A 16042-nucleotide genomic window follows, 5' to 3' on the forward strand; every position below is an offset into this window, starting at 1 on the left:
TGAGAAACGCCGCATGGAGATTTACGATGAGTCACTTTCTGGACCGGCTGAAGTTCGTCACGCGCACTCGGTCGACATTTTCGGACGGCCACGGCGCGGTCGTCGACGAGGACCGGCAGTGGGAAAACGCCTACCGCAACCGGTGGCAGCACGACAAGATCGTGCGCTCGACACACGGCGTCAACTGCACGGGCTCGTGTTCCTGGAAGGTCTATGTCAAGAACGGCCTGATCACCTGGGAGACCCAGCAGACCGATTATCCACGTACCCGCGCCGACCTGCCGAATCACGAACCGCGTGGCTGCCCGCGCGGCGCATCGTATAGCTGGTATGTGTACTCGGCGCAGCGCGTGAAGTACCCGATGATCCGCGGCCGCCTGATGGAAATGTGGCGCGAGGCGCGCAGCACGCTCGACCCGATCGCCGCATGGGAGTCGATCAGCCAGGACCCGAAGAAGGCGGCGCGCTACAAGCGCGTACGCGGCCTGGGCGGCTTCGTGCGCGCCGACTGGGACACCGCGACCGAAATGATCGCCGCGGCCAACGCGTACACGATCAGGAAATACGGCCCTGACCGCGTGGTCGGCTTCTCGCCCATTCCGGCGATGTCGATGGTTTCCTACGCGGCCGGCGCGCGCTATCTGAGCCTGATCGGCGGCGCGTGCCTGTCGTTCTACGACTGGTACTGCGACCTTCCGCCCGCCTCACCGCAGGTCTGGGGCGAGCAGACCGACGTGCCCGAATCGGCCGACTGGTACAACTCCACTTACCTGATGGTGTGGGGCTCGAACGTTCCGCAGACCCGCACGCCCGATGCGCATTTCTACACCGAAGTGCGCTACAAGGGCACGAAGACCGTCGCGGTTTCGTCGGACTTCGGCGAGATGGTCAAGTTCGGCGACATCTGGCTCGCGCCCCGGCAAGGCACCGACGCCGCCCTCGCGATGGCGATGGGACACGTCGTCCTGAAGGAATTCCACGCCGTGGAGGCGCCGCGCAAGTCGTCGTACTTCCGCGACTACATCAAGCAATACACCGACATGCCGATGCTCGTGCTGCTGCGCGACAACGGCGGCACGCTCGTTCCCGACCACTTCCTGCGCGCGTCGCACCTCGCCGGCGACCACGGCGAGGCGAACAACCCGCAGTGGAAAACGCTCGTCATCGACGACGCCACCGGCCACATCGTCGCGCCGAACGGAACGGTCGGCTTTCGCTGGAACGAAGCCGCGTACAACGACGGCGAAAAGGTAGGCCGCTGGAACCTGGAACTGAAGGACGGCGGCAGCGGACGAGCGATCGATCCGCGGCTGTCGATGGTGCGCAGCGGCACGCACGACGAAGTGGTCGAAGTCGGCTTCCCCTATTTCGGCGGCGAACACAATGCGCTCCTGAAGCGCCGCGTTCCGGCGCGGCGCATTGCGCTTGCAGACGGCTCGCACGCGCTCGCCGCCACGGTGTTCGATCTGCAGATGGCGAACTACGGCGTCGATCAGGGGCTGGGCGGCCCGAACGTCGCGAGCTCCTTCGACGACGACGTGCCCTGCACGCCCGCGTGGCAGGAAAAGCACACCACCGTGCCGCGCAAGCTCGTGATCCAGGTGGCGCGCGAGTTCGCCGAAAACGCGGAGAAGACGCACGGCAAGAGCATGGTGATCGTCGGGGCAGCGCTGAACCACTGGTATCACAACGACATGATCTATCGCGGCATCATCAATCTGCTGATGATGTGCGGCTGTGTCGGGCAAAGCGGCGGCGGCTGGGCGCACTATGTCGGCCAGGAGAAGCTGCGGCCGCAGTTCGGCTGGGCGCCGCTCGCGTTCGGGCTCGACTGGAGCCGCCCGCCGCGCCAGATGAACGGCACGTCGTTCTTCTACAACCACACGAGCCAGTGGCGCCACGAGAAGGTGCCGCTCGACGAAATCCTCGCGCCCACCGCCGATCAGGCGAAGTACGCGAAGCTCTCCATGCTGGACCTGAACGCGAAGTCCGAGCGCATGGGATGGCTGCCGAGCGCGCCGCAACTCGGCGCGAACCCGCTCGATCTCGCCGACGCCGCCGCGCGCGCGGGAAAGAAGCCGGTGGATTACGTGGTCGAACAGCTGAAATCAGGCTCGCTCCAGTTCGCCTGCGACGATCCCGACAATCCGGCGAACTTCCCGCGCAACATGTTCGTGTGGCGCTCGAACATCCTTGGCAGTTCCGGCAAGGGACACGAATATTTCCTGAAGTATCTGCTCGGCACGCAGAACGCGCTCTTTGGCGACGAACGCGACGCCATCAAGCCCGGCGAAGTGAACGTGCGCGAAGCGGCCGAAGGCAAGCTCGATCTCCTGACCGTGCTCGATTTCCGCATGAGCACGACCTGCCTCTACGGCGACATCGTGCTGCCGACGGCAACGTGGTATGAAAAGGACGACCTCAACACGTCCGACATGCACCCGTTCATCCATCCGCTCTCGGAGGCGGTGCAGCCGCTGTGGGAAAGCAAGAGCGACTGGGAAATCTACAAGGCGATCGCGAAGAAATTCTCGGAGATCGGCGGTCCGGCGCTCGGCACGCGGCAGGACATCGTGTGCACGCCGCTCATGCACGACACGCCCGGCGAACTCGGCCAGCCGTTCGAGCCGAAGGACTGGCGCGCGGGCGAATGCGACCTGATGCCGGGCAAGACGGCGCCGTCGATGACCGTCGTCGAGCGCAACTACAACGACATTTACAAGAAATTCACCTCGGTCGGCCCCCTGCTCGACAAGCTGGGCAACGGCGGCAAGGGCATCAACTGGGACACCGGACATGAAGTGGGCGAACTCGGCGAGCTGACGCGCACCGTCGCCGAGCCGGGGGTGAGCAAGGGGCGTCCGCGACTCGACACGGCTATCGACGCCGCCGAAATGATCCTGACCTTCGCGCCGGAGACCAACGGGCACGTCGCGGTGAAGGCGTGGGAGGCGCTCTCGAAGATCACCGGCCGCGACCACACGCATCTCGCCATCGGTCGCGAGCACGACAAGATCCGCTTCCGCGACGTTCAGGCCCAGCCGCGCAAGATCATCTCCGCGCCGACCTGGTCCGGTCTCGAATCGGAGGAAGTCAGCTACAACGCCGGCTACACGAACGTGCACGAACTGATCCCCTGGCGCACGCTGACGGGCCGCCAGCAGTTCTATCAGGATCATCGATGGATGCTCGACTTCGGCGAAGGCTCGTGCGTGTACCGCCCGGCAATCAATACGAGGACCATCGCGCCGCTTCTCGGGACGAAGCCCAACGGCGAGCACGAACTGGTGCTGAACTGGATCACGCCGCATCAGAAATGGGGCATCCACTCCACCTACACCGACAACCTGCGCATGCTCACGCTCTCGCGCGGCGGCCCGCACGTGTGGGTGTCGGAAGTCGAAGCGAGCGAAGCCGGGCTCGTCGACAACGACTGGGTGGAAGTCTTCAACGTGAACGGCACGCTGACGGCGCGCGTGGTCGTAAGCCAGCGCGTGCCGCGCGGCATGTGCCTGATGTATCACGCACAGGAAAAGATCGTGAACGTGCCGGGCGCCGAAACGAGCGGCATGCGCGGCGGCATTCACAACTCCGTCACCCGCACCGTGCTCAAGCCGACGCACATGATCGGCGGCTATGCGCAGCAGGCGTACGGTTTCAACTACTACGGGACCGTCGGGTCGAATCGCGACGAATTCGTGATCGTCCGCAAGATGAAGAAGGTCGACTGGCTGGAAGGCCCGCTGAACGAAGGAGCAGCAGCATGAAGATCCGCGCGCAGGTAGCGATGGTCCTGAACCTCGACAAGTGCATCGGGTGCCACACGTGCTCGATCACCTGCAAGAACGTGTGGACCTCGCGCGACGGGGTGGAATACGCGTGGTTCAACAACGTCGAGACGAAGCCGGGCATCGGCTATCCGAAGGAGTGGGAGAACCAGGACAAGTGGCAAGGCGGCTGGAAGCGCAACGCGAGCGGCCGGATCGAGCCGCGGCAGGGCGGCAAGCTGAAGGTGCTCGCGAACCTGTTCGCGAACCCCAACCTGCCCGCCATCGACGAATACTACGAGCCGTTCACGTTCGACTACGAGCATCTCCAGAAGGCGCCGCTGTCGCAGACGCCGCCCACCGCCCGCCCCGTTTCGGTGTTGACGGGCAAGAAGATGGACAAGATCCACTGGGGCCCGAACTGGGAAGACGACCTCGGCGGTGAATTCTCTTCGCGCGGCCGCGACAAGCTCTTCGACGACGTGCAGAAGGAGATGTACTCGACGTTCGAGAACACCTTCATGATGTACCTCCCGCGTCTTTGCGAGCACTGTCTCAACCCGGCATGCGTAGCCTCCTGCCCTTCCGGCTCGGTGTACAAGCGCGAAGACGACGGCGTGGTGCTCGTCGATCAGGACAAGTGCCGCGGCTGGCGCATGTGTGTCTCGGGCTGTCCGTACAAGAAGATCTACTTCAACTGGAAGAGCGGGAAGGCCGAGAAGTGCATCTTCTGCTATCCGCGCCTCGAGGCGGGCCAGCCGACCGTCTGCTCGGAAACCTGCGTCGGACGGATCCGCTATCTCGGCGTGATGCTCTACGACGCCGACCGGATCGGCGAGGCGGCGTCGGTGCAGCACGAGCAGGATCTGTATCAGTCGCAACTCGACATATTCCTCGATCCGCACGATCCGGACGTGCAGGCCGAAGCGCTGAGGCAAGGCATATCGCAAAGCTGGCTGGACGCGGCGCGCAAGTCCCCCGTCTACAAGATGGCCGTTGAATGGAAGGTCGCGTTCCCGCTGCATCCGGAATACCGCACGCTGCCGATGGTGTGGTATATCCCGCCGCTCTCGCCCATCCAGTCGGCCGCCGACGCCGGCCATATCGGCATGGACGGCATCATCCCGGACGTGAAGAGCCTGCGCATTCCCGTGCGCTATCTCGCGAACCTGCTGACCGCGGGCGACGAGCAGCCGGTCGTGTCCGCACTCGAACGGATGCTCGCGATGCGCGCGTTCAAGCGGGCCCAGGTGGTCCATGGGCGGGCGGAGCCCGAACTGCTCGAAGGCACGGGCCTCACGGCCGCGCACATCGAAGACATGTACCGCACGATGGCGATCGCCAACTACGAGGACCGTTTCGTCGTGCCGTCTTCCCACAGGGAAATGGTCGAAGACAGTTTCAACGACAAGGCCAGTTGCGGCTTCACTTTCGGCAACGGCTGCTCCGGCGGAACCTCGGAAGGCTCGCTCTTTGGCAAGAAGCCGGAAGGCAGCGTGGTCTTCGCCGACATGCCGAAATCACGCAAGAAGGCGGCCACACCGTCATGAAGGAACGCACAACGATGCCGCTCTACCGAATTCTTGCCAGGCTGCTCGAGTACCCGGAAGCCGAATTGCTCGGCGCCATGCCGGACATCGAGGACGCGCTCCGCGCCTACCCCGAGGCCGGGCAGGAACTGCGCCCGCTCGTCGCGACGTTGAACTGTCATTCGCTGATCGAGTTGCAGGAGGCCTACGTCGCGACCTTCGACCGCAATCCGGCTCACTCGCTGCATCTCTTCGAGCATGTGCATGGCGAAAGCCGCGATCGCGGGCAGGCCATGGTCGATTTGCTCGCCGAGTACCGCAGTCACGGCCTCGACCTCGCGACCAATGAATTGCCGGACTACGTGCCGCTCCTCCTGGAAGTGCTGGGGCTGATCGATCCGGTGCACGCTCAGGCACTCCTTGGCGAGGCAATCCACGTGCTCGCCGCGCTCAGCGAGCGGCTCGCCCGCGACAAGAGCGCCTATGCGGCGGTTTTCAACGTGCTGCGCACGCTGACGGATGTCGTCCCCGAGGCGCGCGTCGAGCCGCCCGTTCGCGACATGGACGAGGCGCTCGAAATGTTCGGCCCGGGCGCGGACGGTGTCGAGCCGCTGCTCGCATCGAAGATGACGGCACCACTCACCCAGCCCGTGCATTTCCATCCGCGTGCCGCGAAGGCTGGCAACTGACAAGGAACCATGGTGAACACGCTCAATCAATTCGTTTTCGGGATCTACCCGTATATCGCGGCGGCGATCTTTCTGTTCGGAAGTCTCGCGCGCTTCGAGCGCGAGCAGTACACGTGGAAGACCGACAGCTCGCAGATGCTCCATCGGGGCGCGCTGCGGCTCGGCAACATCCTCTTTCACACCGGCATTCTCGGGCTGTTCTTCGGGCATCTCTTCGGGCTGCTCACGCCGGTGGCCGTGTGGGACTGGCTCGGCGTGCCGCATGGCGTGAAGCAGATCGCCGCAATGGTCGCGGGCGGCGTGATGGGCACCCTGTGTCTCGCCGGACTGCTGATCCTGATTCACCGTCGGCTGACGAACGCGCGCGTGTCGGCGGTGACGCGGCGCGGCGACAAGCTGCTGCTGCTCTGGCTGCTGACCACCCTCCTCCTCGGCCTGTCGACGATCGGCGTTTCCTCGCACCACACGGACGGTCACATGATGGTGGAACTGATGACCTGGGCGCAGCACATCGTGACGCTGCAGGGCGACGCCGCGAGCCATCTCGCCGGTGCGCCGCTGCTGTTCAAGGTGCATCTCTTCATGGGCATCACGCTGTTCGTCATCTTTCCGTTCACGCGGCTCGTGCATGTGTGGAGCGGCTTCGCGTCCGTGACGTATCTCGGCCGCGCCTGGCAGCTCGTGCGTCCGCGATGAATCGACCCGCAACAATCCGCCCCGGAGCAATCACATGCCAGTCACCGTGAACGGTGTCGAACTGACCGATGCCGACATCGAGCGCGAGATGCCCGCCCACGCGGGCGCCGGCAACGCGACGCAACTTGCGCTGAACGCGGCCGTGCTGCGCCGCGTTCTGCTCGACGAGGCGAAGCGGTTGAACGTGGGCGCCGGCATGGAGGACCATGCCGCCATCGAAGCGCTCCTGGCACGCGAAGCCGCGGCGCCGGAGCCGACTCAGGAGGAATGCGGGCGGCAGTACCGCGCGAATCCCGAACGATGGCGAGTCGGCGAACGCGCGCACGTCAGCCATATCCTGTTCCAGGTGACCGGGCGCGTCGATCTGGAGCGCTTGCGCGAACGGGCGCAGGAGACGCTCGACGACGTGCTGCGAGCCGACGATCCGGACGCGCACTTCGCGTCATGCGCGCGCACGCTGTCGAATTGTCCGTCGGGTGCGGCAGGTGGAAGCCTCGGCGAGATCGGGCGCGGCGACACCGGGCCGGAGTTCGAGCGCGCGGTGTTTGCGACACCGGCGAACAGCTTCTGCCCGACGCTCGTAGAAACGCGCTTCGGCTTGCACATCGTGCGCGTCTTCGCAAAGCAGCCGGGAGACATCCTCCCGTTCGAGCGGGTCGAGGCCACGGTCCGCAGCGCGATGTCGCGCGCGTCGGCTGACCGGGCGCGGCGGCAATATCTGATCGACATCGTGGCGCGCTCGCAGATCGAAGGCTGGGCGCACGGCCGGCCGGTTTGAGGGCTAAAGCGGAGGCGGCTGCCGATCGGACCGGCGAGCGCTACAATGCGCCACCGTGCCGCGCTCCCCGCCGCCACCGCCGTGCGGCGGTATGCCGCGGCAGCGCAGCGGCCTCGCCACAGCTCACGCAGGCAAACGCCATTCACGAGCCGGACGGGGCGCCGGCAAGCCAGGGAAGATCAACTCAACCGGAACACCGCATGAAGTCACGCAAGCCGCCGATCTTTGGCATCTCCGGCCGCTCGGGCCAGGGCAAGACGACGCTCATCGAAGCACTGATACCTTGGTTCGGTGCGCACGGCGTTCGCGTGAATGTCGTCAAGCACAGCCATCACTCGATCGAGCTCGAACCCGGACACAAGGACAGTGCGCGCTTTCGTCGCGCGGGCGCAGGCGAGGTGCTGATCGCGTCGCCCTATCGTTACGCGATCGTGCGCGAGCTGCACGACGAGGCCGAGCCGCCGCTCGCCGAACTCGTCGCGCGGCTGTCGCCGGCCGATCTGACCATCGTCGAGGGTTTCACGCGCGAAAGCTTGCCGCGCCTCGAAGTCGTGCGCGCCGCGCTCAGCGCCGAGCCGCTCTACAAGACGGACGTGGCGATTCTCGCGATCGCCGCGGACAATCCCGCCGCGCTCGATACGGCGCTCCCGATCCTGCCCCTCGACGATATCGGCATCATCGGCGAGTTCATCTGCAAAACAGTCGGGATTAATTTCAAGACGTCCGGCTGACCCGATAATCGGGTTTTCACTTACCCGGTCGTCCGGCTTGCCGCGCGGCCGGCAGTCCATGTCTTCTCCCGCACAGCGCCCCCCCGTATTTCAACCGCCAGTTGTCCACGCGCATCGTCGTACTCTCCGGCGTCGCGCTGGCGTTCGTGCTTACGATGATCGTCGTCACGTTGTTGCTCTCGTGGCAGCTCGAAGGCGCGGGCGCGGCGATCAACGATGCGGGCAGCCTGCGCATGCGCGCGGGCAACGTCGCCATTGCACTTGGCGAAGCGCGTGCGGGCCGCGCTTCTGCGATCGATACCCAGGTCGCGCTGCTCGACAGGACGATCGCGAACCTGAAGCGCGGCGAGCCGGCCCGGCCGCTGTTCCTTCCCGATACCGGCGCCATCCGCGAGCAATTCGACGTCGTGTCGATCACGTGGCGCGAGCTGCTGAAGCCGACCATCGAATACGACGAGAGCCGTCCCGCCGCAGAACCGCTCGCCTACCTGACTTACCTGCCCTCGTTCGTGGAACAGGCCGACGGGCTCGTCAGGCTGATCGAACAGGAGAACGCGCGCAAGACGGCCTGGCTGCGGCGCTCGCAGATGGCGCTCGCCGCGATGGCATGCGTGGGCGCGATTGCGATCGTCTATTTGCTGTATCTGTGGTTCGTCCTGCCGGTGCAGCGCCTGGAAGACGGGCTTGCGCGCATCAAGCGGCGCGAGTTCGGCGCGCGCCTGCCTGTCGATACGCGCGACGAGTTCGGCCACCTCGCGCACGGCTTCAACAGGATGGCAAAGGAACTGCAGAGCCTCTATCAGGATCTCGAGCAGCGCGTGACGTACAAGACCGCGCAGCTCGCGACGCAGAACCGCGAATTGAGCGCGCTCTACGAAATGACGGCGTTCCTGCACGAGCCGCACGACGTCGAGACGCTGTGCCGCGGCTTCCTGACGCGGATCATGCGACAGTTCGACGCGCAAGGCGGCACGGTCCGCGCGCTCGGCAACGACGACGACACGCTGCACCTCGTCGCGTCGGAAGGACTGTCGGCCGAACTGGTCGACGCCGAACGCTGCATGCCCGCCAACGACTGCGTCTGCAGCAGCGCCGCGCAAGCGGGTCTTCCTGTCATCCGCGACATGCGCCGGCACGCGCCGAAGCAGCCGGCAGAGCTCGCGACGCACTGCGGGAAGGCGGGCTATGCGGCTGTCGCGGCATTCGGCATCGTGTCGCAGGACACGACACTCGGTTCGTTCTCGCTGCACTTTCGCCACGAAACGGCGATGCCCGGCTCGGAAGTGCAACTGCTGGAAACCCTCGGCAGGCATCTGGGAACGGCGCTGCAAAACCATCGGCTCGCGGGCGCCGCACGGCAGTTCGCCGTGGCACAGGAGCGGCATCTCGTCGCGCAAGGGCTGCACGACAGCATCGCGCAGAGCCTCAATTTCCTGAAGATCCAGGTGCATATGCTCGACACGGCCGCGCAGCAAGGCGACCTCGGCGAAGTGCGCGAGATCGTGCCGCTCCTGCGCGGCGGCCTGGAAGAAAGCTACGACGACGTGCGCGAACTGCTGGTCAATTTCCGCACGAAGCTTGGGAGCGGCGATCTGAGGCGCGTCGTCGAGGACACGGTGACACGCTTCGAACGGCAGTCGGATGCCCGTGTCGCGTGGCGTTTCGACGAAGCCGGCGGGCCGCCGCTGCCGCCCGAGCAGCAATTGCAGGTGCTCTTCATCCTTCAGGAAGCGCTCTCGAATGTCCGCAAGCACGCGCAGGCGTCGGAGGTGCGCGTCGAGATCGAGAACGCGCGCGACTTCCGGATGCTGATCGAAGACGACGGCCAGGGCTACGAGAACGCCGACATCGCCGGGCGCGGTGAGGCACACGTCGGGTTTCACATCATGCGCGAGCGCGCGGCGCGGCTCGGCGCGCAACTGACGCTCGAAGGCGAGCCCGGCCGGGGCGCGCGCGTCGCACTCTGGCTTTGTGCGAGCGAGCGCCAGGCGGCCTGACCATGCAACCGGAAACCCGCGCCGTCGAACCCGCTACGGAATCGACCGGACAATCAACCAGAGAACCTCGAGCCATGACGATCCGCATCCTCCTGATCGACGATCACACGCTGTTCCGCTCGGGCGTGCGCGCGCTGCTGCAGCGGCAGCCGGATTTCGAGGTCGTCGACGACGCCGCCGACGGCATCGAAGGCATCAAGCGCGCGAAGCAGCACCGGCCGGACGTCGTCCTGCTCGATCTCCACATGCCCGGCCTGTCCGGCATCGAAACGCTGCAGCTTCTGAAGCAGGACCTGCCCGACACGGCGGTCATCATGCTGACGGTGTCCGAAAATGTCGACGAACTGACGCGCTCGCTCGGCGAAGGCGCGTGCGGTTACCTGCTGAAGAACATCGAGGCCGACACGCTGTCGTCGGCGATCCGGCGCGCGTTGCGCGGCGAGGCCGTGGTCGCGGACGACATGACCGCAAAGCTCGTCGCGAACCTGCGTGCGCCCATGCGCGGCGCGCCCGAGCATGCCCCAGACACGGCAGGCGCGCCCCGCGACACGCCCCCGCTCACGCCGCGCGAACGCGACATCGTGCGCAGCCTGTCGCGCGGCGCGAGCAACAAGGACATTGCCCGCGAACTCGACCTGGCCGAGAGCACCGTCAAGATTCACGTGCGCAACGTGCTGCGCAAGCTCGGGCTGACGAGCCGCGTCCAGATCGCGATTTACGCGCTCGAACGGGATACGCTCGAATCGCGCTAGGGAAGCGGGCTGGAAAATCCGCGAGCGCCGTCTGTCCGCGTCAGGCTCGCATCTTCACGATATCGGGAATCGACTTCGTCCTGTCCTGATCGCTGTAGAGCGTGATCGCGCCCTCCTTCATGTCGCCGCGCGCGTCGCACGCAATGTGGCGATCACGCCGTGGTAATCCGTCGCGGGCATCGCGGAATTGGCGTTCTTCATCGCATCGAGAGCACGGGCACGGCTTTTGCGCACGAGCCAGCCCGCGCGTAATCGCGCAAGGCCGCGTACTGCACACGCACAAAAAAATTATGCATTTGCGAGCCCGATGTAAACCTGATTGGGTGTCTTGTCGTTAACGAGATGGTACAAAGACGGCCGCTGAGCGGCCATCCGCGGGCATCGGAACGGCGCAACGACGTAAAGCTTTTGTCCAACCCCGGGTCGCTGATTGAATCGGCAAATTGAACGGCTATCGCCACTCTCTTCGCCCAATTCAATAAAAATGCCACTGATAGTCTTTCTACTGGCGAAAAGAAACATGTTGAAGTACCTTCGGGCGTGCGAAAGCGCATTGAAAAGCGATCGCATTTAATGGTTGCCAGTAAGCAATCGTAAGTTTTCCGGATGATGGGTAAGAACGACCGATAAATGACCGTTCGAAGCCCACCCTTTTTCAAGCCGATATGGTCGCCATTTTTGATTACCTTCTGGAACGCCGGATTTCCACGCAATGGCGCGGTGTGCTCGCCGCATTGGCGGACGAATTCGAAGCGCAGATCGGCCGCAATGAATTGCGCCAGTTGATGAATCGCGTCGGCAACCGGTTTGCAGCCGCGCATCCGCTTCCCGCATGCGAATCGACGCACGAGCTCGCCGCTGCGCTCAACGCGCTCTGGCGCGAGACCGACTGGGGTTTCGTCGAACTCGCGGACGACGCCGATTACCTGAGCATCGTCCACTATTGCGCGCCGTTGCCGGCCTTCGGCGAGCGCGCGCTCGCGTGGACGCCCGCATTTCTTGAAGGCGCCTATCAATATTGGCTCGGCGCGCTCGGCGCGGATGGGCTCGCGGTGAAACAGGCGGGCGAATTCGATCAGAACGCGACAATCGAGTTTCGACTCGCGCGCGCCGCCGCATAAGCAAAAAGAAATTTGCGAATGTTGCGCACTCCCGTGCGTTTTTATCGGGCCAGCGACGCCGTTCGCATTAAAGAATTAGCAGCAAACAGTCAAGGAAATACGAGGAAGGCGGCATCATGAATACTTCGCGCGATATCGAGAAATTATTCGAGCACTTTGGCGGCAACGCAGGCGACTATCAGGAAATCGGCCGTGAGAACGAGGCTCGCTCGGCGCGCACCCGCTGGCCGCTCCTTGCCACACTCGATTTCACTCAGCCGGCGATCCCCGCGGTCGCGCAACGCCGCGATGTCCAGTTGCCGCACGCGCGCCCGGACCCGAGCGACAGCGGCGCCGGGCACACGTTCGCGCCGACGCCGATCAACCGGGGCAAGCCGCCCCTTTTCGCCCGGGCGCACCGCAGGACGATCCCGCCGGTCGGCAAGGCCACGGTGCCCACGGCATCGCGTTTCGCGGAATTCGCGGCAAGCGAAGACGCAACGCAGGTCCAGCCGGGCGCACCGGAACCCGCCACAGCCGTATACACACCGGCTCAGGCGCTGAATCAGCCGCCCCTTCGCGCCGCCACGTCGGGCGCGTCCCTTCAGGCGACATTTCGCCCGGCAACACCGACAGAACCGGCAACCCCCGCTCCGGCGCAGGCCTCGCTGCGCGTGGCGCTGCCGCGGGTGTCCGCCGCCCCGATGAACACCGCTCCGGTCACGCAACCCAAGCCGTCCGCTCCGCCCGCGCGCGAAGCCGCCAGCGCGCCAGCCTCGATTCTCGGCAAGCTCTTCGCCTCGCCCGCGCCGCATCCCGCGTACGTGGCCGTCCCTGCTCCCGAAGCGCCTTGCGCCTCGCTCGCCTCGGTCTTCGACCGCCTGCGAACCACGCCTCAAACGGCGGACACGGCAGCCACGGCAACGCCCGCGGGCAACCGCCCGGCCGCCGCCTCCGGCGCGCCGCCCGCCGGCCGCGCGTGGGCCGCCAGCCGGGTGTCGCGCTCATGAAAGTGATCACCGTAGTGTCCGCGAAAGGCGGTGTCGGCAAAACGACGCTCGCCGCGAACCTCGCATCGGTGCTCGCGGCGCGCGGGCGTCGCGTGATCGTGCTCGACCTCGATCCGCAAAACGCGCTGCGCCTGCATTTCGGCATTCCGCTCGACAGCATCGACGGCATTTCCCGCGCGACGCTCGCGGGCGACCCGTGGCAGACCGTGATGTTCGACGGCGTCGACGGCGTGACGGTGCTGCCGTACGGAGCCGTGCTCGAGGACGACCGGCGCCGGTTCGAGGCGCTCATCGACCGGGAGCCGGCCTGGCTCGCGCATTCGCTCGCCACGCTGCCGCTCGATGCGCAGGACATCGTGATCGTCGACACGCCGCCGGGCTCGTCGGTCTACACGCGCACCGCGCTCACGGCGGCGCATTTCGCGCTGAACGTCGTGCTCGCCGACGCCGCCTCGTACGCGGCGATCCCGCTGATGGAGCGGATGATCGAGAACTACGCGGCGCCGCGCCAGGACTTCGGCGGGCAGGGCTACGTGGTGAACCAGGTGGACCAGTCGCGCCAGCTGAGCAAGGACGTGCTGAAGGTGCTGCGCAACATGCTCGGGCCGAAGGTGTTCCCGGGCGTGATCCATCAGGACGAGGGCGTAAGCGAATCGCTTGCCTGCGACACCACCCTCATCCACTACGACCCGCTCAGCCAGGCCGCCGCCGATCTGCGCGCGTGCGGCGAGTGGCTCCTGTCGGCGGCCGGTTCGATGCAGGCCTCGCCGAGGAACGTCGCATGAGCACGACCGACGCCACGCGCGGCACATCGGGCGCCGAAGCGCCTTCGCGGCTGGAGCGCATCGTCGATTCGCGCATCTGGAGCAGCACGCCGTTCACCGTGCTGATCACGCTGTTCGCCGCGGTCACGCTCTATTTCGTGATCACGGTGCCGCTCGCGTTCGGCCAGCAGCTTGCGTTCGCGACCCTCTGTTTTCTCTTCGCGCTCGGCTTTCGCCGCCTGAAGGGCCAGTACGCGACGCTCGTGATGATCATGCTGTCGGTGGTCGCGTCGGGCCGCTACATGTTCTGGCGCCTCACGGAGACCACCTACTGGGAGCGGCCTCTCGACGCCGCCTGGGGCCTCCTGCTCGTCGCCGCCGAGGTCTATTCGACGGTCGTGCTGATGCTCGGCTACTTCCAGACCGCGTGGCCGCTCAGGCGCAAGCCGATGCCGCTGCCCGCCTCGCGCGACGCGTGGCCGACCGTCGACATCTTCATCCCGACCTACAACGAGCCGCTTTCGGTCGTGAAGCCGACCATCTACGCGGCGCTCGCGCTCGACTATCCGGCCGACAAGCTGTCGATCCACGTGCTCGACGACGGCCGCCGTCCGGAATTCAAGGCGTTCTGCGAGGAAATCGGCGTCAACTGGACGATCCGCACGCACAACCGGCACGCGAAGGCGGGCAATATCAACGAGGCGCTGAAGGTCACGAAGGGCGAATATCTCGCGATCTTCGACTGCGATCACATTCCGACGCGCTCGTTCCTGCAGATCGGCCTCGGCTGGTTCCTGCGCGACAAGCTGCTCTCGATGCTGCAGACGCCGCACCACTTCTTCTCGCCCGATCCGTTCGAGCGCAACCTCGGCACGTTCCGCAAGGTGCCCAACGAGGGCGAGCTGTTCTACGGCCTCGTGCAGGACGGCAACGACCTGTGGAACGCCACGTTCTTCTGCGGCTCGTGCGCGCTCTTGCGCCGCTCGATGGTGGAGGAGATCGGCGGCATCGCCGTGGAAACCGTGACCGAGGACGCCCATACGGCGCTCAAGCTGCACCGGCTCGGCTACACCACCGCCTATCTCGCGATCCCGCAGGCGGCGGGCCTCGCGACCGAAAGCCTCTCCGGCCACATCGGCCAGCGCATCCGCTGGGCGCGCGGCATGACGCAGATCTTTCGCATCGACAACCCGCTCACGGGACGCGGCCTCAGGATCGGGCAGCGCCTGTGCTACCTGAACGCGATGCTGCACTTCTTCTACGGCATCCCGCGGCTCGTGTTCCTCACCGCGCCGCTGTCGTTCCTGTTCTTCGGCGCCCACGTGATCGAGGCGGCCGCGAGCACCATCGCGATCTTCGCGCTGCCGCACATGATGCACGCGAGCATCACCAACTCGCGGATGCAGCGCTCGTTTCGCCATTCGTTCTGGGCGGAAGTGTACGAATCCGTGCTGGCGTCCTACATCACGGCCCCGACGCTGCTCGCGGTGATCAACCCGAAGCTCGGCAAGTTCAACGTGACGGCCAAGGGGGGGCAGATCGCGAAAGACTACTTCGACTGGTCGATCTCGCGCCCGTACCTGTTCCTGCTGCTCCTGAACCTGATCGGCTTCGGCGCGGGCATCGCGCACATCTACGTCTACTCGGACGTGCGCAGCGAAGTCCAGACGACGATCCTCAACCTCTGCTGGACCGTCTACAACATGCTGATCCTCGGCGCGAGCGTCGCCGCGGCGAGCGAGCGGCGCCAGGTGCGCACCACGCACCGCGTGCACATGAAGATGCCGGTGATGCTCAAGTTCTCGACGGGCAGAACGCTCGCCTGCGAGACGATCGACTATTCGGAAGGCGGCGTCGGCGTGAAGCTGCCGAACGACATCGAAGTGCCGATGCACGAACGCGTGAGCGTTTCGCTCTTTCGCGGCGACGAGGAATACGCGTTCCCCGCGACCGTCGGCTTCACCGCGCCGGGGCGCGTGGGGCTGCGCTTTTCCACGCTCACGCGCGAGCAGGAGTTCGAGTTCGTCAAGACGACGTTCGCCCGCGCCGACGCCTGGACCGGCTGGTCGGAGGGGCGCCGCGCGGACACGCCGCTGCGCGGGCTGTCGCACGTGCTGCTCGTGGGCACGCGCGGCATCGCCGGGCTGTTCGAGCATCTCTACAGCGACCTTCGGACCTGGATGGGAAAGCGCCCAATCGATGCCAAGAAGCTGAAAACCAAAGACTGAG

The 16042-nt window shown here is 65.5% G+C and carries 12 protein-coding genes and 1 pseudogene; 12 read left to right on the forward strand and 1 reads right to left on the reverse strand.

The features are described from left to right. The first annotated feature begins 26 nt into the window (after positions 1 to 26). From BG61_RS13665 to BG61_RS13700, 8 genes are all read left to right on the forward strand, one after another. Positions 27 to 3767, forward strand: coding sequence for a nitrate reductase subunit alpha (locus BG61_RS13665; protein WP_035932733.1), 3741 nt, complete (start codon positions 27 to 29; stop codon positions 3765 to 3767). Further along, positions 3764 to 5317 (forward strand): nitrate reductase subunit beta, encoded by a 1554-nt coding sequence (narH, locus tag BG61_RS13670; protein ID WP_035932741.1) that lies wholly within the window; start codon positions 3764 to 3766, stop codon positions 5315 to 5317. The genes BG61_RS13665 and narH overlap by 4 nt, the downstream gene beginning before the upstream one ends. Then, positions 5314 to 5985 carry a nitrate reductase molybdenum cofactor assembly chaperone gene (narJ, locus tag BG61_RS13675; protein WP_370818072.1) on the forward strand — a complete coding sequence of 224 codons (672 nt, stop codon included), beginning with the start codon at positions 5314 to 5316 and terminating at the stop codon, positions 5983 to 5985. The genes narH and narJ overlap by 4 nt, the downstream gene beginning before the upstream one ends. Before the next feature lie 12 nt (positions 5986 to 5997). After that, positions 5998 to 6681, forward strand: coding sequence for a respiratory nitrate reductase subunit gamma (gene narI, locus BG61_RS13680; protein ID WP_035932979.1), 684 nt, complete (start codon positions 5998 to 6000; stop codon positions 6679 to 6681). 34 nt (positions 6682 to 6715) lie between these two features. Continuing rightward, on the forward strand, positions 6716 to 7459 hold the full coding sequence (locus BG61_RS13685) for a peptidylprolyl isomerase (RefSeq protein ID WP_035932752.1): 744 nt from the start codon (positions 6716 to 6718) through the stop codon (positions 7457 to 7459). A 200-nt stretch (positions 7460 to 7659) separates the two neighbouring features. Continuing rightward, a complete protein-coding gene (mobB, locus tag BG61_RS13690) occupies positions 7660 to 8190 on the forward strand; it encodes a molybdopterin-guanine dinucleotide biosynthesis protein B (protein ID WP_035932761.1) in 531 nt (176 codons plus the stop codon). Positions 8191 to 8345: 155 nt separating this feature from the next. Beyond that, positions 8346 to 10187, forward strand: coding sequence for a type IV pili methyl-accepting chemotaxis transducer N-terminal domain-containing protein (locus BG61_RS13695; protein ID WP_081868061.1), 1842 nt, complete (start codon positions 8346 to 8348; stop codon positions 10185 to 10187). A 74-nt stretch (positions 10188 to 10261) separates the two neighbouring features. Next, a complete protein-coding gene (locus tag BG61_RS13700; RefSeq protein WP_035932778.1) occupies positions 10262 to 10939 on the forward strand; it encodes a response regulator in 678 nt (225 codons plus the stop codon). 40 nt (positions 10940 to 10979) lie between these two features. Here BG61_RS13700 and BG61_RS43965 read toward each other — a convergent pair. Beyond that, positions 10980 to 11149: pseudogene (locus BG61_RS43965) on the reverse strand (branched-chain amino acid ABC transporter substrate-binding protein); the annotation flags it as partial. Between the two features lie 455 nt (positions 11150 to 11604). Here BG61_RS43965 and bcsD point away from each other — a divergent pair. The 4 genes from bcsD to bcsA all read left to right on the forward strand — a co-directional run bounded on the left by bcsD (position 11605) and on the right by bcsA (position 16041). Then, on the forward strand, positions 11605 to 12060 hold the full coding sequence (gene bcsD, locus BG61_RS13705; RefSeq protein WP_035932789.1) for a cellulose biosynthesis protein BcsD: 456 nt from the start codon (positions 11605 to 11607) through the stop codon (positions 12058 to 12060). 116 nt (positions 12061 to 12176) lie between these two features. Further along, a complete protein-coding gene (gene bcsP / locus BG61_RS39755) occupies positions 12177 to 13049 on the forward strand; it encodes a cellulose biosynthesis protein BcsP (RefSeq protein WP_063740986.1) in 873 nt (290 codons plus the stop codon). Continuing rightward, positions 13046 to 13834, forward strand: coding sequence for a cellulose biosynthesis protein BcsQ (gene bcsQ, locus BG61_RS13715; RefSeq protein WP_035932984.1), 789 nt, complete (start codon positions 13046 to 13048; stop codon positions 13832 to 13834). Before bcsP ends, bcsQ begins: the two co-directional genes overlap by 4 nt. Continuing rightward, on the forward strand, positions 13831 to 16041 hold the full coding sequence (gene bcsA / locus BG61_RS13720) for a UDP-forming cellulose synthase catalytic subunit (protein WP_035932797.1): 2211 nt from the start codon (positions 13831 to 13833) through the stop codon (positions 16039 to 16041). The genes bcsQ and bcsA overlap by 4 nt, the downstream gene beginning before the upstream one ends. The last annotated feature ends 1 nt before the right edge of the window (position 16042 follow it).

Origin of the sequence: Caballeronia glathei, assembly GCF_000698595.1 — a bacterium.
Lineage (GTDB): Bacteria > Pseudomonadota > Gammaproteobacteria > Burkholderiales > Burkholderiaceae > Caballeronia > Caballeronia glathei.